Below are 24,987 nucleotides of genomic sequence, written 5' to 3'. Positions count from 1 at the left end.
AGACGCTTTATTTTTTAGTGAGGTGCAAATATAAGGATGTTTTAACTAAAAAAATGTTTAAAATTTGATGTCTGTTGCGTTCAAGTAAGTGTTGTAAAGCTCAGGATAATTGTCTTTAAAAATAGATTTAATATAGTCTAGAGGTACATCTTCAAAGTGACCGTAATCTTCTAAGTAGGTCATAAATTTTTTACTGTCTTTATTGTATTCTTGTAATACAGAATCTTCGGTACCATCAAAATTTAATACATCTACATTATACATTGCACAAAGTTCTTTGTTAAATGCAGGTGAGCATTTTTTCCATTTTCCATCAAGAAATACATCAACCAAACCATGTGGTGCAAGCTCGTTAGTGCCTAGTTTAGCTTCTAAGCGTTCTGTGGCAATATGGTTAGAAACTTTTGCCAATCGCAATCGTGCCGGAATATTTACGGCACGTAAAGCAGCGATTAGAAGTATAGCTTTATCTATACAATGCGCTTGTTGTTTTTTTGCAATATTACTAGCTTTATAATGTGCTTCGGTAAGTCCAATTTCAAACGGACTATATCTCCACTTATCTCTTACTTTAAGGTACAGATGCTTTATTTTTTCTTGGGTTGTAGTGCATAGATGTACCTCTTTTATTAAATCTTGAATTTGAGGGTTGCTGTAATCGTAATAATATGTTTCTTTTAAATATTTGGCATTCATGTAAGAAAGAAATCGTTGCTTAACAAACTTATAACTTTAAATTTAAAAATAAGAAAGGTGGGTTTTTGTTAAAAACATAAATATTAAATACAGTTCTATAGCTATGTAAAAATCTTTAGATTTTCATTTTATTACCTTAAGGTTTAGTCTATATTTGCAGGCATATAAAAATACAGATTATGTCAATTTCAGATTTATTTGATAGTGGTTTTAAAAAGCGAAATGAGGACCATTTTGCTGCTATTGTAAGAGTAGCTATGAGTGATGGTGTTATTAACGATGCGGAAAAAGCATTTTTAGACCGACTTGCCACCCGTTTAGAAATAAGTGAAATAGATTATAAAACGATACTTAAGGATTATCTAAGCCATCCAATTAATCCGCCAACGTCTTACGATAAACGCTTAGAGCGCTTATACGACTTGGCACGTATGGTCTGGGCCGACCACATAGAAGGACCAAACCAAACAAGCTTGCTTGAGAAACTTTGCATTGGGTTAGGATTTAATCCAGACAATGTAAAATACATTACAGATAAGGCTCTTACTTTGGTACATTACGAGGTAGACTTAGACGAGTTTATCGAGAGAATGAAAAAAATGAATCAATAAAAGGCAAGATTTTATATAACAAAAGCGAACATGGTCACTGAGCGTAGTCGAAGTGATGTTCGCTTTTTTATTCTGCGTTACGCATAAACTCTTCTGCTTTTTCTACCATATTTTTACTACCGCAAATAAATGGTACACGCTGGTGAAGTTCGGTTGGTTCTATTTCCATTATTCGGTTAAATCCATCACTTGCCTTTCCGTTTGCCTGTTCTGCTAAAAACGCTATAGGGTTACATTCATAAAGCAATCTAAGTTTACCATTACTAGCTTTTGAACTCTTAGGATACATGTAAATTCCACCTTTTATCATATTTCTATGAAAATCAGACACTAAAGAGCCTATATAACGGCTAGTGTAAGGTCTATCACCTTCTTCCATCTGGCAGTACTTAATATAATCTTTTATGCCCTTGGGGAAATGGATATAATTTCCTTCGTTAACCGAATAAATTTGTCCATTTTCAGGGAATTTCATGTTTGGATGCGATAAATAATAAGAGCCTATGGCTGGGTTTAAGGTAAATCCATTAACGCCATCACCCGTAGTGTAAACAAGCATTGTAGATGTACCATATATAATGTAACCAGCCGCTACCTGATTAGTGCCCTTTTGCAAAAAATCTTCTATCTGAACAGGTGTTCCAACAGGTGTTACTCTTCTGTAAACTGAGAAAATAGTACCAACAGAAACATTAACATCTATGTTAGAAGAACCATCTAAAGGATCTATTAAAACCACATATTTATTCTGGTGATTTTCGTCTTGACTATTAATGGTTATAAAATCGTCCTCTTCTTCACTAGCAATACCACAAACGATGTTTCTATTGGTCATAGTTTGTATAAACTTTTCGTTGGCATAAACATCTAACTTTTGTTGATCTTCGCCTTGCACATTGGTATCTCCAGCAGCACCAAGAATATCTACCAATCCTGCTTTGTTAACTTCGTGATTAACAACTTTTGCAGCTAACCTAATAGAATTTATAAGCCTAGAGAGTTCACCAGAAGTATACTTAAAAGAAGATTGGTTTTCTATGATAAACTCACCAAGAGTTTGATTGCGTCGCGACATGATATAATATTGATTAGTAGTTGCAACAAATATCGTATTTTTTAATAAACTATAACGTTTTCGTGGACTAAACGAGTTAAGAATTTGATAAAGTGTCTTTTTTAATAAAAAAGCATAAAATGAAAGCGTTAATTTTAAACTATATTTGAGTCTTTTAAAAGTAAAAATGAATCTACCTAGACTTGCTACAAAAGCCGATATGCCAAGAGTGCTAGAACTCATAAAAGAATTGGCAATATTTGAAAAAGAACCAGAAGCCGTGGAAGTAACTCAAAACATGTTAGAAGAGGACGGTTTTGGGCATAATCCAAAATTTACCTGTTTTGTTATAGAAGTAGACCATAAGGTTGAAGGTATGGCTTTGGTTTACAAAAGATACTCTACTTGGAAAGGCGAAGTTTTACACTTAGAGGATTTAATTGTAAGCCAATCGCAAAGAGGTAAAAATTTAGGAACCCAACTATTAGATAAAGTTGTTGAATACGGTAAATCCTTAGGAGTAAAGCGAATTAGTTGGGAGGTTCTTGATTGGAATGAACCAGCAATAAATTTCTATGAAAAGAAAGGAGCAAATGTAATGCGAGATTGGGACGTAGTTCAGTTAGATGAAAAAGGAATAGAAAATTATTTAAAAAATTGTGATGCGCGTTTATAAATTTGGTGGAGCTTCGGTAAAAGATGCTAAAGGAGTAAAAAACCTTGCTTCAGTTTTAACGGAAACGGGTTATGAAAATACATTGGTGGTCGTTTCTGCTATGGGAAAAACAACCAATGCCATGGAAGTTGTTGTAAAAAATTACTTTGAAAACAAAACAGAACTGCAAAGCTCTATACATGATGTTATAAAATATCATAATGAAATTTTGTTAGATTTATTCAATAATGAACATCATGAGGTGTTTGTGGTCGTAAAATCATTTTTCGATGAGCTAAACCAGTTTTTTAAAAGCAATAAATCTCCAGATTACAATTATGTTTATGACCAAACAATAGGATACGGTGAGTTAATATCTACCACAATTATTAGCTACTATCTCAACCAAATTGGTGTGAAAAATAATTGGCTAGATGTAAGAAATTATATTAAAACAGATAACTATTACAGACGTGCCAACGTTAATTGGGATGAAACGCAACAATATATTTCTTCAAATTTCAATAAATCAGTACTAAACATTACACAAGGTTTTTTAGGCAGCGACTCTAATAATTTTACAACAACACTAGGACGAGAAGGTAGTGATTATACTGCAGCCATTTTTGCCTATTGCCTTAATGCCAGTAGTGTTACTATCTGGAAAGATGTTCCGGGAGTATTAAATGCAGACCCACGCTATTTCAAAAATGCACAATTGCTCAATCAAATTTCTTACAGAGAAGCTATAGAGTTAGCATTTTATGGTGCATCTGTAATTCATCCAAAGACCCTACAGCCTCTACAAAGAAAGGAAATTCCATTATACGTAAAGTCGTTTTTAAACCCAAAAGCAGAAGGTACATGTGTAAGTAAAGGAAAAGCCATAGAGCCAGAAGCACCTTGTTTTATAGTTAAGAAGAATCAGATTTTAATTTCGCTATCATCATTAGACTTTTCTTATATCGTTGAAGAAAATATCAGTGAAATCTTTAGCCTATTACATTTATATAAAATGAAGGTAGATGTCATTCAAAACTCAGCGATAAGTTTTTCAGTCTGCATAGACAATATTTACAATAATCGTAATAAATTGTTACAGCATTTAAAGGCAAAATTTAATGTAACATGTTACGATGAGGTTAGTCTTTATACTATTAGGCATTATAATGAGGAAGCCATTAAAGCGCTTGAAAAAGATAAAACTGTGTTATTGAAACAATTAACGCAAGAGACCGTTCAAATCGTAACTAAATAACATTTACTACATTTGTTTTATGAGGAAATCATCTGATATGGGATTAGTAACCGCAAAAGAAGTTGCAAAAGCTATTAATGCAGATAAGTATGGTTTTCTGGGCACGTTCTTTGGGTGGTTGCTAATGAAAGTGCTAAAAATTTCTACGATTAACAGAATCTACAAGCGCAATAAGCATTTATCTGACTTAGATTTTCTAAACGCACTTTTAGATGATTTTCAAATAAAATTTGAAATTCCCGAAGAAGACTTAAAACGATTACCAAAAGATGGTGCATACATCACCATCTCTAATCACCCACTTGGTGGAATAGATGGTATTTTACTTTTAAAATTGATGCTTGAGCAACGTAATGATTTTAAAATTATAGCCAACTTTCTACTGCACCGAATAGCACCTTTAAAACCTTATGTAATGCCAGTAAACCCCTTTGAAGACCGAAAGGATGTGAAAAGTAGCATTACAGGTTTTAAAAATGCCATTTTGCATTTAAGAGACGGACATCCTTTAGGTGTGTTTCCTGCAGGTGAAGTGTCAACTTATAAAGACGGAAAGCTAGTAGTTGATAGACCGTGGGAAGAAGCGGCCATGAAATTAATAAAAAAAGCAGAAGTGCCTGTTGTTCCTATTTATTTTCATGCTAAAAACAGTAGACTATTCTACAGGCTATCCAAGATTAGCGATACGTTAAGAACGGCCAAGTTACCCTCAGAGTTACTTACTCAAAAGCGAAGAACCATTAAAGTTAGAATCGGTAGGCCAATTACGGTCAATGACCAAAACGAGCATAAAACACTCAATGAATTTACCGAATTTTTAAGACGAAAAACCTATATGCTATCTAAAACCTTTGAAGACAAACCAAAGATTTTAGACAACATTAAATCAACTGTAAAAGTTCCAAAACCACCAAAACGAATAGTGACTCCCATAGACCCAGAACTGATGATTGCTGAGGTAGAAAATCTAAGGGAAAAAGATTGTAGATTGCTGGTGAGTAAAAACTACGAAGTATTCTTAGCCGCTGCCAGTGATATGCCAAATATCTTGAGCGAGTTAGGTAGATTAAGAGAAATAACCTTTAGGGAGGTGGGTGAAGGAACAAACGAACCCACAGATTTAGATACCTTTGATGCATACTACCATCATATGTTTTTGTGGGATAGCGATAAAAATATAATTGCAGGAGCCTATAGAATGGGATTGGGCTCTCAGATTTTTGAACGTTTCGGTATTAATGGGTTTTATCTACAAGACTTATTTCGTTTTGAGCCAGAGCTATACAAAATGATGAGCCAATCCATAGAAATGGGACGTGCTTTCATCATAAAGGAATACCAGCAAAAACCAATGCCTCTTTTTCTGCTTTGGAAAGGGATTGTGCATACCACATTACGCTACCCAGAGCACAAATATTTAATTGGAGGTGTAAGTATAAGTAATCAATTCTCTAACTTCTCAAAGAGTCTAATGATTGAGTTTATGAAATCGCACTACTACGACCCTTATGTTGCGCAGTATGTGCACCCTAAGAAAGAATTTAAGGTAAAGCTTAAAGATGCCGATAAAGAGTTTGTCTTTGATGAAGCCGAAGCCGATTTAAATAAACTCGACAAATTAATTGATGAGGTAGAGCCAGGCGCACTACGTTTGCCTGTTCTACTAAAAAAGTACATTAAACAAAATGCTAAGATTGTTGCATTTAATGTAGATCCGTTGTTTAATAATGCTGTTGACGGGTTAATGTATATAAAAATTGCAGATTTACCCGAAAGTACCGTAAGACCTGTAATGGAAGAGTTTCAAGCTGAGCTAGAACGTAAATTCATGGATAACCATGATGAGTAAGGTTTTAGTTGGGCTTCTATTTCCAGTAATTTGTTTTTCTCAGACCCTAAAAGGTAAAGTTATAGATGCCGCAAATAACAAACCTTTAGAAACAGTTGCTGTTTATTTCGATAATACCACAATTGGTACAACTACCGACGTGCAAGGAAATTTCTCTATAGATTATTCAGACGCTATACAATCTCCTTTGGTGGTTTCCTATTTAGGTTACAAAAAAGTAGTTATAGAAGATTATAGAACCACGAACGATATAGTTATAAAGCTAAAGCCAACAGATATTAGCCTAGATGAGGTGTTTATAGATTTTGATGATGGTTTAACCAGAAAACAAAAACTGAGACTTTTTAGAAAAGAATTTTTAGGAACATCTAAATATGCCAAATCTTGTAAAATTTTAAACGAAAATGACATTGTATTACGATACGATAAAAGAAACAAAACCTTATATGCCAATGCCGAAGTACCTGTACTCATAAAAAATAATGCACTACAGTACCAGATATCTTTTGATATGATAGATTTTGAAGCGAAATACCGCTATGCAGATCTAGAAACGCAAGATTTTGCTTTAGAGCGAGTGGCTTATGCTGGCACCTCTTATTATAAAAACTTAGACAAGGCAGATAAAAAGCGTGTACAAAGAATACGAGAAAACGTTTATAAAGGCTCTGTACAACATTTTATGCGTGCATTATACCATAAAAAATTGAGAGAAAAAGGTTACGAAATTTATTATAAAGGCTTTAGAGTTGCCGAGTATAAATATTTTAAAATCACAGCAAAACCGAATACCGATTTTAAAAAAGTTTCTCTAAAACAAAAAGTATCAATTTTATATGACAGAAAGGAACAAAGCGATATTGAGGTCTATGTAGACAGTTTTTTGGTTGATGCTTACGGCAACTATTCCGCTATAAAAGGAGTCTATTTTAATGGAGCAATGGGCAGCCAACGCATGGGAGATACGCTACCCTTGGATTATGGTTTAGATGTAAAAAAAGAAACCCAGAAATAAATTTAGGTTTTTTATTCTTTTTTATATAAAAATCTGAATGTCAATAAAATAATTAAAAAAAAATTGGTACTCTCGTTTTTTTTTTTTTTAATTTCAAATTAAATAATGAGATATTACTATTTTATTCTGTAGATATTATTGTTTCCTTTATTTTGAATAAAATCAGTACTGTTTTATCCCTTTCAACCCTTTTTTAATGGCTTTGAGTTTCATTTGTAGAAATAACAACCAAAATGAAAACGCTTTACTGACAACGTTTATTGTTTAACTATAACACACGTACTTTGTAGTGTTAAAAATCTTAAAAGACATGAAAAAATTTTTATCGCCATTAATTTTACTATTTGTTATTACTGTTTTGGCCTGCTCTGACGACAATACCACTAAAATTTTAGATGACAAAGCACGATCTGAAAAAGGTTACATTATGGATGAGGCTTTTAAAAATAATGTTGGTTACATCGACTCAAAAACAAATGAGTTTATAAAAATCACAGAAAAAAAATTAAAAGAAGATTGGATAAAAATCCATGAACTCGACCCAAAAACTCAATTTGGTACAGTAAAACTAATTGAGGCACAAATAGAAGAAGGTGAAAAACCTTATTACATGTTAAATGCAATACAACCGACGGTAAAATAAATATTAGTTCAAAAGCATATGGTACGGATATGGGTATTCAAGTAGAAGGAGAAACATGTGTTTGTGAATCTTCAGGATGTGAGTTTGCTGGATGCGAAGTAGTTAGAATGTGTGGGTGTTCTCCATGTCACACAGGGACTTGCAAGAAAAAACATACGCTAACTAGCGGTGATTGATATTAGAAATAAATAACTGTTATAAAAAAACCCAGAATTTTAATTCTGGGTTTTGTTTTTAAAGGCCTTTAAACCAATCCTGAAATTGTTCTCCTAACAAAAAGACGGGCTTTTTCTTGCCGCTTAGAGAGCCTATTAAACTCATAATCCACATGGCAAATGGTAAAATCCAAGCAAAAAAGTTAATAACAGGTATAAGACCAAGTACAATACCTAATAATATAATCCCTAAAACTTGTCTAATATAAAATGACCCTAATTCAGTTTTATTGCTACTATTCATTATAATAGCAATAATCCAACCGATTATTGTAATGTGCGCTATAATTGCTACATTTTTACCATCGCTTAAAACTTCTCTTGCTTCATTAGAAAATTCAGAAGCTTTCTCTTTAGCTTCATTGGCAAACTCTTTGGCCTCTTTTTTAAATTCATCCGTTTTTTGGCTAATTTTATCACCAGCCTTCTTAGCGTTGTCTTTTGCGTCGCCAATCATATCGTTTAGCTCGTCGCCTAAATCTTTGTTGTCGTCTGACATAGTTTTGTGTGTTTTGGTTAGAATATAAAGTTAGTAAAAATGTACTTACGTTTTTCTATTTGGTGTTTTAAAAATATTCATTTATTAGATTTTAATACAAAGTACTACTTTATATGTCAGTGTATTATAGCGATTGTTACAAAATCACTTAAATGCTTGGTCAATCGGCTCCCAGAGTTCAACTTTGTTACCGTCATTATCTAGCACCCAGCCAAACTTACCGTAGTCGTATTCTTCCACGTCTCCTATTATTGTAACACCTTCTTCTCTTAAAGTTTCTAATAATTTCTCTAAATTTTCTACTCTATAGTTAAACATAAAGTCTTTTTTAGAAGGCTCATAATATTTGGTATCTTTCCCAAAAGGACTCCACTGTGTAGAACAATCCTTTCCGTCCTTATCTTTCCACCAAAATTTGCAACCATAATCGTCTGTATTAAAACCTAGATGTTTTTTGTACCATTCTTTTGATGCTTTTGGGTTTGTGGATTTAAAAAACAGACCACCTATTCCTGTTACTCGTTTTTTCATATTTATTTTCTGCGGAGGCAAGAATCTTTTTAGGTTATACTGTTATTTTTTCTTTAAGGCTGATTCGTAAATGGCAATCCATTCTTCACTACTCATTTTTTGAGTTAGCTCACCAATGAGTTCAAACGGAATATCCTCCATTTTTTTAAATCTGATACAACTTTTACCCATATCGAGTTTGCGTTTGCAATGCTTAGGATATTCCGCAACAAACCAATCTAGCAATTCTTTCTTTGCATAAATGCCCATATGATATAGATTGACAGAGTTTTTTTGTGAAGCAAAACTCATAAACGGTAAAGGTACTTTAGGATCGCAATGGTAACCATCTGGATAAACCGAGTGCGGCACATAGTAGCCAATCATTTTGTATTGCATACCTTCCTCAAAACCTTTAGGTAAATTATCCTTTATAACCTTACGAAGTTTTTTGAGCGTGTCTTGCCGTTCTTCTGGTACCTGACTTATATAATCTTCTGGTGATGTTGCGTCGTATTGCATAATTTGATGGATTTAGTAATCCTCTAAATTAGCAAAATTTCGCTTTAATTTTATCTACGATGGTCTGTGCAAGTTTAATATTGCTCTCAACGGTCCAGCCTGCTACATGAGGTGTTAAAAGTACATTTTCTGCATTAATAAGATATTCAAAGGCTGCTGGCATTTTGCTAGACGTAAAGAGGTTTTCAAAAGACGATTTTTCATATTCTAAAACATCTAATCCTGCACCTAGGATTTTACCAGTTTCTAGAGCGTTAACCAAATCACTTGTTATTACACTTTTTCCACGCGCTGTATTAATGAGCCAAAACGGTTTTTTAAATGCATTTATAAATTCTGAATTTACCATACCTGTAGTTAATTCAGTTTGTGGTGTATGTAGGCTTAATACATCTGCTTTTTCCTGAAGATCGCTAAGCGATATTTGGACAGCATTCTCATCACCAACATTGGGTTTAATATCATAACAAAGTACTTCTACATCAAAACCTCTAAGCTTTTTTGCAAAGGCTTTGCCCATGTTGCCATAGCCAATTAAGCCAATTGTTTTACCATCGAGCTCTAAGCCTCTGTTAGACTCTCGTAACCACATGCCTTGTCTTACTTCTCGGTCTGCTTTATTTAGTTTGTTAAAAAGGGATAATAATAGTCCTAAGGTATGCTCACCAACGGCATTTCGGTTCCCCTCTGGAGCGGATATTAAGTACACACCTTTCTTTTCGGCATAATCACAATCAATATTTTCTAAACCAGCACCAACACGACCTATGAATTTAAGATTTGTAGCTGCATTTAAAAAGTGTTGGTCAATGGTAAAACGACTTCTTATAATAATGCCATCATAGTTTTTAATCTTTGCTTCAATTTCTGATTTTGATGAGGTGTAATCTTCATGATTGGTAAAACCTAAATCATTTAGTTGCTTTAAAAGCAGAGGATGGTTTTTATCGATGTGCAATATTTTCATATGAGTACCATGTCTATCCTACCAATTCATTTATAATTAAATACCAAGAATTAATTTCGATATCATTAAATAGATGATTATTCCAAAAATATCATTGCTTGTAGTAATGAATGGTCCTGTTGCAATAGCAGGATCTATACCTCGTTTATCTAGAAATAGAGGGATGAATGTACCAACAAGACCTGCAACAATAATAACTGCAATTAAGGATATAGAAATAGCTAAAGCAAATAAGGGGTCGCCTTGAAAAATAGCAACAAAGCCAAAGAGAAAAATGGATAAGATAACACCGTTTAATGCTGCCAAAAGCATTTCTTTAATTAATCTGTTATTAATACTTCCTTTAACATCGTCATTGGCTAAACCTTGTACAATAATTGCGCTAGACTGTACACCTACATTACCAGCCATTGCTGCTATAAGTGGAGCAAATAGAAACAAAATTTTAAATTCTTCAGGTAATCCACTTTCAAAAAAATGCATAATCACGTATGCGCCAACACCACCAACTAAACCCAAAAATAACCAAGGTAAACGTGCTTTGGTAAGTTCAATAATACTATCGTCCGAGTCTACATCTTGAGTAATACCTGCTGCTAATTGATAATCCTTGTCTGCTTCTTCCTTTAAGACATCGACAATATCATCAATGGTAATTCTGCCCAGAAGTGTTTGGTTGTCATCAACCACAGGTATGGCCTCTAAATCGTACTTTGCCATAACTCTCGCTACATCTTCTGCATCATCTTTAACGTTAACAAAATCTACATTGTCTTTAGCTATCTCGGCAATTTTCTGATCACTTTTGGCAACAATTAAGTCTTTCAGTGACAGGCGACCAATTAATTTTTCTTCTTTGTTAACCACATAAATAGAGTGTACACGAGTTACTTCTTTAGCTTGTCCTCTTATGCGTCGCAAGCAACCAGCAACAGTCCAGGTTTCATAGACTTTAACAAGCTCTTTAGCCATTAAACCACCAGCTGTGTCATCATCATATGTTAAAAGCTCTTTTATCTCTGCTTTATGAGCTTCGTCTTCAATCTGAGAGATTACATCTTGTTGTCGCTCTTCTGGAAGTTCTGCGATGATATCTGCAGCATCATCGGTATCAAGCTCTTCAATTTCTTCGGCAATTTCTTTGGCAGATAGGTTTCTTAAAACTTTCTCACGATTGTCCTCATCGAGTTCCATAAGAACATCCGAAGTGGTTTCTGAGTCTAGAAGTTTTATAACATAAAGTGCATCATCTAGCTCGAGCTCGTCAAGAATTTCGGCAATATCGGCGTGGTGAAACTCACTTAAAAGGGATTTGAGTTCTTTGTCGTTTTTGTCTTCGACAAGGACTTCTACTTTTTCAATGAGCTCATCTGTGAGCTGAAATTGTATGTTGTCTTGAGTTTCTTCCACTTGTTTTTTTATGTTTCTCGATACAATTTCAAAATTTATATTTTGAAATCGCTCGAAATGACGTAAAACTTAATTTTGGTCGTTTTCAATAAGCAAAGTGAGCTCAATAAATTGTAAAACACTTAATTGCTCTGGTCGCTGCCCAAAGATAGTATTTGCTTTTAAATTATCGGAAAGATTGAAGGTTTTTAAACTATTGCGCAATGTTTTTCTGCGTTGCTGAAAACCTGTTTTAACCACTTTAAAGAATAAAGCTTCATCACAAGGCAATGTAAAATTTTCTTTTCGTTTTAGTAATAGCACACCAGAATCTACCTTTGGTGGTGGATTAAATACAGAAGGCGGTACTGTAAATAAATACTCAGCATCATAAAATGCTTGTGTTAGAACCGATAGAATGCCATAGATTTTAGAACCTTCTTTAGAACAAATACGCTGCGCCACCTCTTTCTGAAACATTCCCGAAAATTCTGGTATTTGATGACGCATCTCTAAAGTTTTAAAAACAATTTGAGACGATATATTGTATGGAAAATTACCAATAATAGCGAAGGGCTGCTCTTTAAAAACTTCAGTTAAATCGTACTTTAAAAAGTCCTTCTCGTAGATTCTGTCTGAAAGGTTAAGGTAATTGCTTTTAAGGTATTCAACGGATTCTGTGTCAATTTCTATAACGTGAGTTTTAGTCTCTTTTTTGAGAAGATATTTGGTTAATACACCCATTCCTGGACCAATTTCCAACACGTCTTTGTAGCCTCGCAGTGTTAAGGTATCTGCAATCTTTTTGGCAATGTTTTCATCTTTTAGAAAATGTTGCCCTAAGTGTTTTTTGGCTTTAACTTGATTTTGGTTTGACACTGGTTCGGAAGTATTTATTTAAAAAGATTCCTGCCTACGCAGGAATGACAAACTTAATTGAAATTTACCGAATATTCATCTATGACTTCTAATTCGGTTCTAAACGCTAACATTTTGTCAGCAAACCGTTTTAGTCCATCTCCTCTTAAGCGCTCGGCATCTTCAGCATAATACGCATCTAAAGCTGCTCTAGAGTGTGCTTTATATTGCACAGAATAGGTTGTACCTCCCATATCTTCTTTTACCAATACTTTAGTGAGTTTGGCATCTACAAATTTACCTGTAGCTAAAACTTGTGGAATATGTGCTTTTATCCAACTAAGCCATTCATCGTGAACGGAATCGTCTATGTTAACTGTGACGTTGTATATGAGGTGTGAGGTTTTAGGCATTAGGTGTGAGGTTTTAGAAAGGTTGATGCAAAAGTAAGGAATTGATACGTGCATTTTTGTGACAAAATTGAATACTGCTCAATTAATACTATCACCACGTAGCATCCTAAACTTTTTTCGAGATTCGATAAAGTAAATACTGTCTTCAAAATCGAAAATAATTTTTTCGTAAAGCTGTTTGGCTTCTTCAGGTTTGGCTAAATGTGTATTATATAATTCTGCCAAATAATAATGTGCGTCGTCTGCTAAGATGTCTTCTCTATAGTCTGCAATAATTTTTAGATAGTTGGCTTCCGCTTTATTGTATTGCTTTTTCTTTTCAAACAGTTTGGCTTGCTCAAATAAAGCTTGGTCGATAATACTTTCACCTTTGTGTTCTTCTAAAATTTTATCTAAAAGCGAAATAGCTTCATCCGTTTTATTTTGAAAAGCGAGTAAATCCGCTTTTGCGTAGTATTTTAATGCGGTTTGCGTACTGTCTTCCCACTTGTTGTCTGAGATTAACAATTTTAAATCCAGAGCGTCGTTGGCAATAAGTTGTGAGGTTGAAGATTTTAAAATTTTGAGTTGTGATTCTGCCCAATCAAAATCTCCCTTGTAATAGCTGGTTTTTGCAACCTTAAATCGTGCTTCTTGCGAAATGGTACTATTTTTAAGGCTTAACTGAATTTGAGAGTAAAAGATTAAGGCTTCATTAAAACGTTCTTGTAATACTAATATGTCGGCCAAAAGCAATTTTACTTCAGCTTCTTGAAATTCTGAAATATTCAGTTTCATGCTTTGTCGTAGAAAAGACGTTGCGCTTTCAGTATCCTTTTGATGAAAGGCTAAAAACTCACCATAAGCTAATTGTAATGGTAATGTTAATTCAGACTTTCCGAATTGGTGAAACAGTTTATTGTAGGCTTTATCAATAACATCTAGTTCTTTTTTTGATGTTGCATTTTTGGTGTCAATTTCAAGAATATATTGATGCGCTGTTAATGCTGTAGTAGCATCTTGAGTGGTTTCTAAAACGTAATTAAAAATATCTTTTGAGGTTTCACTATCATTATCGCTTAATGCTGTAACAGCTAGTTCAATTATTCGGTCTAAACTTTCAGGATTACGCTTATACAATGCTTTTTCTTGAATAAAAGATTTGTTATAAGCTTTCTCTTGTACATACAGCCAACTCAAAAATTCATACCAATACGGACTGGGTTCTTGTTGAATTTTTTTCAGTAATAATCGCCTTAAAAAAACATTGTTTTCGTTATCCTTGTTTTCTGATATAAAATCGCTGACAGCTCGTTTTATATTGTTGAGGTAGTTTGGTCTGTAGGCTATATAATCAATATAATTCTCAAACATTTTTTCGATATTACCTTGATCACCATAAATTCTAGCTAATTGAATGCTATAATTTTTGTCTGGTGTTAAGATTTTACCTTTGTTATAGACTTGTATGGCTTCATCTAAAAGCGAATGGTCTTCAAATTTTTTTGCGACGCTATAAATGTAGTTTGGGTTTTCGTCTATGTAATCTATTGCTTCTTTATACAGCAGCTTTGCTTTATCTAGACTATCTTTTAGCTGATAGTTGTAGCCGAGCTCTACTACCATAGTTGGGTTTCTGCGTTTTTCGAGACGCTGAATAATAATGTTTTCGGCAGTATCAAATTGCTCTAATTGCTGATATGTATCTATAAGTTTGAATAGATACTTATAACTATAGGGCTTTTCTTTGTTTAGATTTTCATAAATGAAAAGCGCTTTTTTAAACTCCCCTTTTTTATAATAATTATCAGCTAATACTTCACTGTTTTGCGCACTCGCAAAATTGACTATATAGAAAAGTAATATTAAGGGCAGATAGTTTTTCACAGAAAGTGTTTTTGTAAATATAACAAATGCAGTTTCTAGATATTGTAAATGTTATTATAAAAAAATGCCTAAACTTTACGTTTAGGCATTTTGACCAGCAAAATAAATGTGCTATTAACCATTATTTGTAAAATATGATTCAATTACTTTGTCGTGGTGTTTTAGTACGCTATAATAGTTAGAAAAATACCTTGCTTACCATAACAACTAGTGCAATGAGTAGTACAATGCGTTTTACATTTTTCATAATTAGGCTAATCCTTGATTTGGACTGCTAACATGCTAAAAATAAACAAAAAAAACGAAGAAATACGTAATAAATCGATTAAACACACGTTATTTTAACAATTGTGTCTAATTTCTTGGTGAGTACTCTGTTACGAAATCATATCAAAGCCAGTGTAGGGTACTAATACATCTGGGATTTTAATACCTTTTTCTGTTTGGTAATTTTCTAAAATTCCGGCTAAAACTCTAGGTAACGCTAATGCACTTCCGTTAAGCGTGTGGCATAATTCATTTTTACCGTCACTGTTTTTAAAACGTAATTTTAAACGATTGGCCTGGAAAGTTTCAAAATTTGAAACCGAAGAAATTTCTAACCAACGGTCCTGAGCTGTAGAGAATACTTCAAAGTCGTAAGTTAGCGCAGAGGTAAAGCCTAAATCTCCACCACATAGACGTAATATTCTGTATGGTAATTTTAATGCTTTCAAAATATCTTTTACATGCTCTACCATGCTATCTAAAGCATCGTAAGATTTAGATGGATGCTCAACTCTAAGGATTTCAACTTTATCAAATTGATGCAGACGATTTAACCCTCTTACGTGTGCACCATAACTACCTGCTTCGCGTCTAAAACAAGGTGTATAGCCTGTTATTGCTTGAGGTAAGTCATCTTCGTTTTGAATGGTGTCTCTAAAGATATTTGTTGCAGGAACTTCTGCTGTTGGTATTAAATACAGATTATCACCTGTAACATGGTACATCTGCCCTTCTTTATCTGGCAATTGTCCTGTGCCAAAACCAGAAGCTTCATTTACTAGGTGAGGCACTTGCATTTCGGTATAACCAGCTTCAGTGTTTTTATCTAAAAAATATGTGATAAGCGCACGTTGTAGTTTTGCACCTTTTCCTTTGTAAACAGGAAAACCAGCACCAGTGATTTTGTTACCAAGTTCAAAATCTATGATGTCGTACTTTTTGGCTAATTCCCAATGCGGTAAAGCACCTTCAAACAATGTTGGGATATTGCCTTCGCGATACACTTCTTCATTATCTTCATCTGTATTACCAGCTGGAACTATTGCGTTAGGTACATTAGGGATTTTATACAACAACTCATTAAGTGCATCTGCTTTTTCATTAAGCTCTTGCTCTAAAGTTTTAACGGTCTCTTTTAACTGCGTTGTTTTTTCTTTTAAAACATTAGCTTTTTGAGCTTCGCCAGATTTAAATAAGTTACCAATTTCTTTTGATAAAGCATTAGATTCTGCTTTAGTATTATCTAATTTTGTCTGAAGGTTTCTTCGATCTTCATCAAAAGCAATAACATCATTAATCATTTCGGTAGCGTCGATATTTCGTTTTGCTAAACCGTTAATAACAGCGTCTTTATTCTCTCTAATAAAAGCAACTTGTAACATATCTAAAAGAATTTTGAATTTACGCTACTAAGCGCACAAAATAAGCCACAAAAGTAATAAGAAATTGAGCAGATAAAAACTATTTTGAAGGCAATATCCAGTGATGATGTTTAAAATGGTGCCATTCTTCATTGGCGAGGTCTACTTTTGGGTCTATTAATGGTCTAGAACGTTTGCCATTAACGCTAACGTAAGCTCTAACATATACTTTTACACTTTTTCCTTTTTTAGCAAAATCTTGTTTTAAATGTTGTGCAAATTGCCAAATTATGTCTGGTTTTGTACTAGCTCCTCTTTGTTGTTTTTTGGTGAGGTAGTCGTTTAACTTTATGGGTATTACATTATTGGTGGCCTTATCTATAACCTTATAACTTGCTGTTCCATGCTTTGCACGTAGCATCATTCTCCAAGATAGACGATGGCCTTCTTCTGTCCAAAGCACATCATCTTCAAAATAATGATGACGTAGTGGAAGTGCTATGTGAATGATAAAATAGACAACAAAGACACTAATAAATACAGCACTGTATTTTGGTACTATAACTTCTTGTGCGTTATAAAATTCTTTCTTCTTAAGAAATATATTTCTAATAAGCTTTGGTTCAAAAAAGAAAAGGCTAAAAGCCAAAGCTAAATAAGGGAAAATGCCAATTTGTAAAACAACTGAATTAAATAAATGAAAGAATATTGCAACAAAAAAGGCAAACTTTCGTGTTGGTTTAAATAGCAAAGCTGGAATAATTAAACCATCAAACAAAATGCCTCCATAAGTGAGAAGATAATGAAGCCATTCTTGTTGTAATATACCGCCAATTAGAGGGTAATCTGCCTTGCCCTTCATTAGTAAGCTTATAAATGTTGTGTCTAGCCAATCTGGATATAGCTTAGCTATTGTGGCATAAGTGTAAAGTATAAATAATTGAATAACAAAAACCCATTTACACCAAGCTGGCATTGAAATACGTTTTATTGAAGGATTTAATCTTGCATCTACAGAGGCATACCTGTTGGCTGGCAGTAACACCATTAAAAAACTTAAAATAAACAGCAAGTAGTAATGATTGTTATAGGAAGATTTTTGCATGAGGTATGTTGCTGTCCACATTATAGCAAACATAAACATACTAAATCTGTACTTATAGCCTACCATAATGAGTAATCCAAAAATTCCCATAATGATATAGTAGGCATACATCCAGTTGCCAGGTAAGGGTTGTAACCACTCAAAACCTATAAATGAGAATGTAAATTCAGGATCTATCATTGTGCGCTTTACCCAACCTGTAACAACAGCTCCAACAGATTCTAAAAAGCAGAGTAGGCCAAAAATAATTCTAAAGACAATGAGACCAGAATTATCGATATGTTTAAACAAAAACTTATGCATTTATTCTTTTTATGTGCTTTAGGGCATCAATCATATCTTTACTTAATTGCTTTTTTAAAGCATCGAGATTTCTGAATTTCTTTTCGCTTCGTAACCAATGTAAAAACTCAACTCTTAATTTTTTACCATAAATATCCTTATCAAAATCAAAAAAATGAACCTCTATTGATCTTGTTTTTCCACTAACGGTTGGGTTGGTGCCAATATTCATCATGCCATAAACGATAGTGTCTTCTATTTTAGATTTAACGATATATACACCATCTCTGGGAATTAATTTATATGATTCTTTAATTAGAATATTAGCCGTTGGGTAATCTAAAGTTCTACCAATGCCCTTACCTTTAACAACATCTCCCGAAAGAAAATAATTGTAACCTAAGTAAGTATTAGCAATTTCAATTTGACCATCACTTAAGGCGTTTCTAATTTTAGTAGAACTAACGGTGACATCTTTAATTTCTTGAGCGGATATTTCTTCAACCTTAAAATTGAATTCTTCAGCAAAAATTTTTAGATCATTAATATTTGCACTCCGATTTTTACCAAAATGATGATCGTACCCAATTATAATCTGTTTGGTGTTAAGTTCTTCTACTAGAATATGTTGCACATAATCTTTGGCAGAGAGATTTGCGAATTCTTTGGTGAATTCTTTTACAACAACTTCTTCGATTCCTAAATTTTTAAGAAGCTGAATACGTTCTTCAATAGTATTTAGAAGTTTAATATTGTCATCTTTTTGTAATACCATGCGAGGATGAGGAAATAGGGTTAATACCGAAGGGACTAAATTCTCTTTTTGGGCAAGTGCAACAACACGCTTTAGTATTTTTTGGTGTCCAATATGTACTCCATCAAATGTGCCTATGGTTAATATTTTTGCTGTATTTGTTGTCAAGGATTAAGATTTTTTAAAAATTCTAATTTCTTTAGCAATAGGCTTAGTGTTTACTTAAAAAAACCTAAATTCGGGAAATTTAATTTTTTACACCAAATAATCATGAAAACAAAACTACATTTTGTTTTGTCAATATCCTTTTTTTTAACTGTATTTTCTGTAATTGCTCAACAGAACTATTGGCAAAAAACCATTAAAGCTAATTTAGAAGAGAATGAAGAAAGCAATACCATTAATTCTAAACTTGGTAAGATATTTCAGCTAAATATTGAGGAGTTTAAAGCACAACTCGTAAAAGTGCCTCTAAGATCTTATTCTAACGAAACAAAGACTAGGGTTTATCTTCCAAATATTAAAGGTGATTTAGAAGAGTTTATGGTTGTTGAAGCGCCTGTTTTGTCAGAGGCATTGTCAGTAATGTATCCCAATATAAAAACATATTTAGGGTTTAGCTCTAGGCGACCAGGAGTAAGGGCGCGATTTAGCGTAACACCTCAAGGATTACAAGCAATGATTACATACCCTAACGAGTCTATGAATTTAATTGTTCCGGTCAGTAAGGGGGACACTTCGTCTTACATTGTCTATAGTAGAGACGCTAGAAGACAAAATATTAAAGACTTTAACTGTTTAACTGAGGATGAGTTTTTTACGGCAAAAGCCAATGAAGTGTACAATAAGGATGCTAATGATCAAATACTCAGAACATTTAGAATAGCAATCTCTACAACAGGCGAATACACTAATTTTTGGGATGATGGTAATGCTGGAAATGGAAACGCACAAGAAGACGCTTTAGCACAAGTTGTAGCAACTTTAAATAGATCTAACGAAGTCTTTGAAGTTGATATGGCCGTAACCTTTACTTTGGTTAGCGGAACTGAAATTATCTATCCGAACGCTGCCTCAGACCCTTATACAGGTGCTTTTAATTCGCAGTTACAAAGTACATTAACCACTAATATTGGAGAGGCCAATTATGACATTGGCCATTTATTTAATTTTGGTGGTAATAATGGAAACGCAGGTTGTATAGGTTGTGTATGTGTTGACGGCCAAAAAGGATCTGGTTTTTCTTCACACTCTTTTTTAGACAATGATGGTGGGCCATACATGAACGATTTTTTTGATATCGATTACGTGCCTCATGAAATAGGTCATCAAATGGGTGCAAACCACACATGGTCCTTTAGTAGCGAAGGGACAGGAGTTAATGCCGAACCAGGAAGCGGTACTACAATTATGGGCTATGCTGGTATTACAGGAGGCAACGACATACAAGACCATTCAGATGCTTATTTTCATTACTACAGTATTTTGCAAATACTAAATAACCTTAATACTAGAACGTGTTGGGTTGGTAGTGCAATTTCTAATAATCCTCCAAATGCAGATGCTGGCTTAGATTATACAATACCCAACGGAACAGCCTTTGTTTTAAAAGGTAATGCAACAGATGCTGATAGTGGTGATGTTTTAACGTATACCTGGGAACAGATAGATAACGGTATTACCACAACCAATAACTTTGGACCAAATAAAACATCTGGAGCTGTTTGGAGGTCGCGTCCGCCAAGCATATCGCCAGACAGGTATATGCCAATAATAGAGCGTGTTATTGCTGGGCAACTTACAGAAACTAATCCTGTTGAGACTGTAGATAATTCCTCTTGGGAAACCGTATCTAATGTTGGTAGAATATTAAATTTTGCACTTACGGTGAGAGATAGGAGTGAGGGTAATGGCATTGGATTAACACCTCAGAGTGATTACGATACAATGACGGTAACTGTTGATGGCTCTTCTGGTCCGTTTACAGTAACTTCGCAAACCACAAATGAAACTTGGGATGTAGGTTCAACTCAAACGGTTACTTGGAATGTTGCAGGAACAGATACTGGCAATGTCAATACACCAACCGTTAATATTCTGTTATCTACTGATGGAGGTTTTACATTTCCTTTTGTTATGGCTAGCAACGTACCTAATGATGGTTCTCATGACGTCACAGTTCCTGCAACAGGTGGCGATTCTTCTGCTTTAAGAGTTAAAGTAGAGGGCAACAATAACATTTTCTATGCAATTAACGCAACAAACTTTACACTACAAGAATCTGAATTTGTATTAAACGTGGACGATGCCTCAATAGATGTTTGTGAACCTGACAATGCAGTGTTTACATTTACCTATAATACTTTTTTAGGTTTTTCAGGAACAACAACATTTAGTACCACTGGTCTGCCGACTGGTACTAATGCTACATTTTCTCCAGCATCAGCATCTGCAAATGGCACAGTGGTTACCGCAACAATCACTGGCATAGGCGCATTGTCATCGGGTAATTATACTTTTTCAATCGTTGGGACTTCGGGCTCAGTTGTAAAAACTACAACTGTAGAATTTAACGTGTTTAATGCTAATTTAGGCACTTTAAACCTCTTGACTCCTGTAGATGGTGCAACTGATGTTTTTGCGGATAATGCTGTTTTTACTTGGGAAGCAGATCCTAATGCCATAAGTTATGAAATTGAAATCGCAACAGATATCGCGTTCACCAATATTGTAGCAGATTCTATTGTTAACTCTCCTACATTTACTGCCAACACTTTAAATATAGCTACAGAATATTTTTGGCGAGTTAGAGCCCTTAATGATTGTGGACAAGGAAGCTATTCTCAAGCAAGTTTTACAACAGCAAATATTGCGTGTAATTCATACGCTGCCACGGATTTACCTATTGATATTTTAGAAACTGGGAATGGAACAGATAATTATACTTCGGTAATAAATGTGCCTATTGACGAAGTAATAACAGATGTAAATGTAACGATTACTATTTCTCACGGATGGAATAATGATCTCGATATTTTCTTAGTTAGTCCTTCGGGTACAACTGTAGAACTCTCTACAGATAATGGAAATGACGATGATGATGATTATATATCGACTGTTTTTGATCAAGAAGCTGCAACGGCCATTACATCCGGAACATCACCTTTTACAGGAACCTTTATCCCGGAGGGTGATCTTTCTACGCTTTATGGGCAGATGTCAGCGGGTGTTTGGACATTGTCAGTAGATGACGACTTTGGTTTTGCCGATGGTGGTCAGATTACAGATTTTACGCTAGAGCTATGTACACAGCAGACATTATCTATTATTGATGCCGAAATACGAGACAATACTTTTAGTATTTATCCAAACCCAAATACGGGTGAATTTAGTGTTGCTATAAGGAATCCAATTTCAGATAAGATTAGTATTAACTTATACGATATTAATGGAAGAAGTATTTATTCCAAAATTTTTAGTTCATTTTATGATTTTAAAGCCTCTATTGCATTAAAGAACGTCCAGTCTGGAGTTTATTTAATAGAAGTTATTGATGGTGCTAACCGTACAACCAAAAAATTAATTGTCGATTAATACCTTAACTAAACTAAACAAAAAGGGTCGCGTTTGCGGCCCTTTTTATTTGCCATTATACTGATTCATGGTGTTATTTACACCAGCCAAAACGAAGGATGTTACCAATTCAGCAGAAATTTTAAGACGTTCTTCAAGCTTAGAGTTTTCTTCATCATTCCATTGACCAAGAACATAATCAACCTGTTTACCTTTACTAAATGTATCGCTTATGCCAAACCTAAATCGATTATAGTTTGTGGTTTGTAGCTTGTCTTGAATGTCTTTTAGACCATTATGTCCTCCATCACTCCCTTTAGTTTTAAGTCTAAGTGTGCCAAATGGCAAGTTGAGGTCGTCAGTTATTACAAGTAAATTTTGAAGTGGTATTTTTTCCTTTTCTAACCAATATTTCACGGCTTTGCCACTAAGATTCATGTAAGTGCTGGGCTTAAGAAGAAGTAATGTTCTCCCTTTAACTTTAACTGTTGTTATGTCGCCTAGTTTTACAGTTTCAAAAACAGCCTCTTCTTTATGCGCAACATAATCTAAAACTTTAAAGCCAATATTATGTCTGGTATTTTGATATTTTTCACCAATGTTACCTAGCCCTACAATTAAGAATTTTTTCATAATATCTTCTTCATTTTCTTTAATAGCTTTGCCAAAACCAAGCCATTTTTTAAAACGTTTCCACATTCTGTTTAATTTGTGTAAAAATAAAAAAGCATTCTGTAAAAGAATGCTTTTTAATATCTGAAACGTTTTTTTTGAAACTATTCTTGAGCTTCTGCCGCTGGTGCTTCTGCTGCTCCTTCAGTAGTTTCTCCTTCTTCTGTTTCTTCTTCGTCTTCATCTGCATCAACAATAGCAAGTCGGCTACGTCTTACTTGGCAAACAACAATATTGTCTGGGTGCATAAATTTGTAGTCTTCATTGGCTAATTCGCTGATATAAAGTTTAGTTCCTATTTTTAATGGAGTAATATCAACTTCAATAAAATCTGGGAGTTTAGACGGAATAGCTCTAACTCTTAATTTACGGTATGGTATTCTTAAGTTACCACCATTAAGAACTCCTCTAGACGTTCCTACGGTTTTCACTGGAATTTCCATAGTGATTTCTCTATCTTCATAAATTTCATAAAAATCTATGTGAAGGATTTTGTCGGTTACAGGATGAAACTGAATGTCTTGCATTACAGCATTATAGCTGTCACCATTATCTAAGGCAATCACAACTGTATGCGCATTTGCGGTATATACAAGTTTAGAGAATGCCAATTCTGGTGCAAAGAAATGCACTGGCTTGGCTTCCGCTCCGTATAATACGCAAGGAACCTGACCAGCATTACGTAAGGCTTTCGTTGACGATTTACCTACGCTTTCTCTTTGAGATCCATTAATTGTAATTGATTTCATTATAAAAATTTAGTTGTTAAATATTTGATTCCCTTATTTTAAGGGCTGCAAATTTAAACATATAATAGAAAAATACTAGCCTTTTCTTACTATTTTTTGAAGATATATAACCTTGGTAACAAAAGCCCTTGTTATTTTGAATGTAAGACAGTATAACGCGTGTGTAGAATTAATATTTCTACATTACAAACTTATTGCTTATTGATTGGTTGTGGTGTACGTTGTACATCACTTCTGCAAATAAATGAGCACAACTTAAAACTCTAAGTTTTTTACTTTCTTGTTTTGGAGGAATAGAATTGGTGACAATTAGTTCTTCTAGTTTAGAGTTTTCTAAACGTTCATAGGCACTACCAGACAAAATAGGGTGTGTACAAATTGCTCTTACACTTTTAGCACCACGCTCCATCATAAGATCTGCGGCTTTAGTAAGTGTGCCAGCGGTATCAACCATATCATCTACTAAAACCACATTTTTACCGGTAACATCACCAATTAGCTCCATGTGAGATATAACATTAGCTTTAGCGCGTTGCTTGTAGCAAATTACCACATCGCTTTTTAAGGCTTTAGAGTATGCGTAAGCACGCTTAGAACCTCCCATATCTGGTGAGGCAATTGTTAAATTATCGAGATTTAGGCTTTTTAAATATGGTAAAAATATAGTTGACGCGAATAAATGGTCTACTGGTTTTTCAAAGAACCCTTGTATCTGGTCTGCGTGCAAATCCATTGTAATGATCCGTGTTGCACCAGCAGCTTCTAACATTTTGGCTACTAATTTTGCAGCTATAGGGACTCTTGGTTTATCTTTTCTATCTTGTCTAGCCCAACCAAAATAAGGCATTACGGCAGTAATGTGCCTTGCAGAGGCGCGTTTAGCGGCGTCAATCATTAATAACATTTCCATTAGGTTCTTTGGCCCAGGATGAGTAGATCCAATAATAAAAATGCGTGTACCTCTTATAGATTCTTCGTAAGATGGTTGAAATTCGCCATCGCTATAGGTTGAGGTAATAACGTTACCTAAATCAACTCCGTAAGCAGCCGCTATTTCTTCTGCTAAATCTTTGCTTTGCGAACACGTAAAAATCTTGGCTTCTGTAGTATGATTAGGCATTTGATAACGAAATTAAAAAAGTTGTTAGTTAGAATGTTTGTGCGCCCAAAGTTAGAAAAATTATTCACTCGCTAAAAGCATAAA

At 34.2% G+C, this 24,987-nt stretch carries 23 protein-coding genes; 7 read left to right on the top strand and 16 right to left on the bottom strand.

Features of this window, described 5'->3' with window-relative positions:
* Positions 1-57: 57 nt before the first annotated feature.
* Entirely contained in the window at positions 58-696 is a 639-nt protein-coding gene (locus BWZ20_RS08115) for a transglutaminase-like domain-containing protein (protein ID WP_076618756.1), read from the bottom strand.
* A gap of 179 nt (positions 697-875) precedes the next feature.
* On the opposite strand from BWZ20_RS08115, the gene BWZ20_RS08110 reads away from it, so the two are divergent.
* Positions 876-1,307 (top strand): TerB family tellurite resistance protein, encoded by a 432-nt coding sequence (locus BWZ20_RS08110; protein ID WP_076618754.1) that lies wholly within the window; start codon positions 876-878, stop codon positions 1,305-1,307.
* A gap of 67 nt (positions 1,308-1,374) precedes the next feature.
* Here the strand turns inward: BWZ20_RS08110 and fbp are convergent, their stop codons facing one another.
* Positions 1,375-2,382: a class 1 fructose-bisphosphatase gene (fbp, locus tag BWZ20_RS08105; protein ID WP_076618750.1), complete on the bottom strand. Its 1,008-nt coding sequence runs from the start codon at positions 2,380-2,382 to the stop codon at positions 1,375-1,377.
* Between the two features lie 166 nt (positions 2,383-2,548).
* On the opposite strand from fbp, the gene BWZ20_RS08100 reads away from it, so the two are divergent.
* The 5 genes from BWZ20_RS08100 to BWZ20_RS08080 all read left to right on the top strand — a co-directional run bounded on the left by BWZ20_RS08100 (position 2,549) and on the right by BWZ20_RS08080 (position 7,781).
* A complete protein-coding gene (locus tag BWZ20_RS08100) occupies positions 2,549-3,037 on the top strand; it encodes a GNAT family N-acetyltransferase (protein ID WP_076618747.1) in 489 nt (162 codons plus the stop codon).
* Entirely contained in the window at positions 3,024-4,274 is a 1,251-nt protein-coding gene (locus BWZ20_RS08095; RefSeq protein ID WP_076618743.1) for an aspartate kinase, read from the top strand. The genes BWZ20_RS08100 and BWZ20_RS08095 overlap by 14 nt, the downstream gene beginning before the upstream one ends.
* 19 nt (positions 4,275-4,293) lie before the next feature.
* Positions 4,294-6,123 carry a GNAT family N-acyltransferase gene (locus BWZ20_RS08090; protein WP_232217091.1) on the top strand — a complete coding sequence of 610 codons (1,830 nt, stop codon included), beginning with the start codon at positions 4,294-4,296 and terminating at the stop codon, positions 6,121-6,123.
* Positions 6,116-7,138 carry a carboxypeptidase-like regulatory domain-containing protein gene (locus BWZ20_RS08085; protein WP_076618738.1) on the top strand — a complete coding sequence of 341 codons (1,023 nt, stop codon included), beginning with the start codon at positions 6,116-6,118 and terminating at the stop codon, positions 7,136-7,138. Before BWZ20_RS08090 ends, BWZ20_RS08085 begins: the two co-directional genes overlap by 8 nt.
* A gap of 310 nt (positions 7,139-7,448) precedes the next feature.
* A complete protein-coding gene (locus tag BWZ20_RS08080) occupies positions 7,449-7,781 on the top strand; it encodes a hypothetical protein (protein ID WP_076618735.1) in 333 nt (110 codons plus the stop codon).
* A 234-nt stretch (positions 7,782-8,015) separates the two neighbouring features.
* On the opposite strand, the gene BWZ20_RS15165 is transcribed toward BWZ20_RS08080, so the two are convergent.
* The 11 genes from BWZ20_RS15165 to BWZ20_RS08025 all read right to left on the bottom strand — a co-directional run bounded on the left by BWZ20_RS15165 (position 8,016) and on the right by BWZ20_RS08025 (position 18,957).
* Positions 8,016-8,495, bottom strand: coding sequence for a hypothetical protein (locus BWZ20_RS15165; protein ID WP_083677189.1), 480 nt, complete (start codon positions 8,493-8,495; stop codon positions 8,016-8,018).
* A gap of 144 nt (positions 8,496-8,639) precedes the next feature.
* Positions 8,640-9,026: a VOC family protein gene (locus BWZ20_RS08070; RefSeq protein ID WP_076618732.1), complete on the bottom strand. Its 387-nt coding sequence runs from the start codon at positions 9,024-9,026 to the stop codon at positions 8,640-8,642.
* Positions 9,027-9,068: 42 nt separating this feature from the next.
* Positions 9,069-9,527, bottom strand: coding sequence for a DUF1801 domain-containing protein (locus tag BWZ20_RS08065; protein WP_076618730.1), 459 nt, complete (start codon positions 9,525-9,527; stop codon positions 9,069-9,071).
* A 28-nt stretch (positions 9,528-9,555) separates the two neighbouring features.
* Positions 9,556-10,494, bottom strand: a complete 939-nt coding sequence (locus tag BWZ20_RS08060) for a 2-hydroxyacid dehydrogenase (protein ID WP_076618727.1) — start codon at positions 10,492-10,494, stop codon at positions 9,556-9,558.
* A 36-nt stretch (positions 10,495-10,530) separates the two neighbouring features.
* The gene (gene mgtE / locus BWZ20_RS08055) at positions 10,531-11,904 is read right to left on the bottom strand and encodes a magnesium transporter (protein ID WP_198034945.1); all 1,374 of its coding nucleotides are present in this window, start codon (positions 11,902-11,904) and stop codon (positions 10,531-10,533) included.
* Positions 11,905-11,973: 69 nt separating this feature from the next.
* Entirely contained in the window at positions 11,974-12,762 is a 789-nt protein-coding gene (gene rsmA / locus BWZ20_RS08050) for a 16S rRNA (adenine(1518)-N(6)/adenine(1519)-N(6))-dimethyltransferase RsmA (RefSeq protein ID WP_076618724.1), read from the bottom strand.
* Between the two features lie 53 nt (positions 12,763-12,815).
* A complete protein-coding gene (locus tag BWZ20_RS08045; protein ID WP_076618721.1) occupies positions 12,816-13,154 on the bottom strand; it encodes a DUF4286 family protein in 339 nt (112 codons plus the stop codon).
* A gap of 78 nt (positions 13,155-13,232) precedes the next feature.
* On the bottom strand, positions 13,233-15,020 hold the full coding sequence (locus tag BWZ20_RS08040) for a tetratricopeptide repeat protein (RefSeq protein WP_076618719.1): 1,788 nt from the start codon (positions 15,018-15,020) through the stop codon (positions 13,233-13,235).
* A gap of 377 nt (positions 15,021-15,397) precedes the next feature.
* Positions 15,398-16,669: a serine--tRNA ligase gene (serS, locus tag BWZ20_RS08035; protein WP_076618716.1), complete on the bottom strand. Its 1,272-nt coding sequence runs from the start codon at positions 16,667-16,669 to the stop codon at positions 15,398-15,400.
* Positions 16,670-16,748: 79 nt separating this feature from the next.
* Entirely contained in the window at positions 16,749-18,056 is a 1,308-nt protein-coding gene (locus BWZ20_RS08030; RefSeq protein ID WP_076618713.1) for an HTTM domain-containing protein, read from the bottom strand.
* Positions 18,049-18,957 (bottom strand): bifunctional riboflavin kinase/FAD synthetase, encoded by a 909-nt coding sequence (locus BWZ20_RS08025; RefSeq protein WP_076618711.1) that lies wholly within the window; start codon positions 18,955-18,957, stop codon positions 18,049-18,051. Before BWZ20_RS08025 ends, BWZ20_RS08030 begins: the two co-directional genes overlap by 8 nt.
* A gap of 102 nt (positions 18,958-19,059) precedes the next feature.
* Between BWZ20_RS08025 and BWZ20_RS08020 the strand changes: the two genes are divergently transcribed.
* Positions 19,060-22,383, top strand: a complete 3,324-nt coding sequence (locus tag BWZ20_RS08020) for a reprolysin-like metallopeptidase (protein ID WP_076618708.1) — start codon at positions 19,060-19,062, stop codon at positions 22,381-22,383.
* Between the two features lie 45 nt (positions 22,384-22,428).
* On the opposite strand, the gene pth is transcribed toward BWZ20_RS08020, so the two are convergent.
* The 3 genes from pth to BWZ20_RS08005 form a co-directional block, all read right to left on the bottom strand.
* Positions 22,429-23,061, bottom strand: coding sequence for an aminoacyl-tRNA hydrolase (pth, locus tag BWZ20_RS08015; RefSeq protein ID WP_076618706.1), 633 nt, complete (start codon positions 23,059-23,061; stop codon positions 22,429-22,431).
* Between the two features lie 77 nt (positions 23,062-23,138).
* Positions 23,139-23,783: a 50S ribosomal protein L25/general stress protein Ctc gene (locus BWZ20_RS08010; protein WP_076618703.1), complete on the bottom strand. Its 645-nt coding sequence runs from the start codon at positions 23,781-23,783 to the stop codon at positions 23,139-23,141.
* Positions 23,784-23,961: 178 nt separating this feature from the next.
* Positions 23,962-24,903: a ribose-phosphate pyrophosphokinase gene (locus BWZ20_RS08005; RefSeq protein ID WP_076618701.1), complete on the bottom strand. Its 942-nt coding sequence runs from the start codon at positions 24,901-24,903 to the stop codon at positions 23,962-23,964.
* Between the last annotated feature and the right edge of the window lie 84 nt (positions 24,904-24,987).

The sequence above is a fragment of the Winogradskyella sp. J14-2 genome (assembly GCF_001971725.1).
Taxonomy (GTDB): Bacteria; Bacteroidota; Bacteroidia; order Flavobacteriales; family Flavobacteriaceae; genus Winogradskyella.
This window is presented reverse-complemented; position numbering and strand designations above follow the sequence as displayed.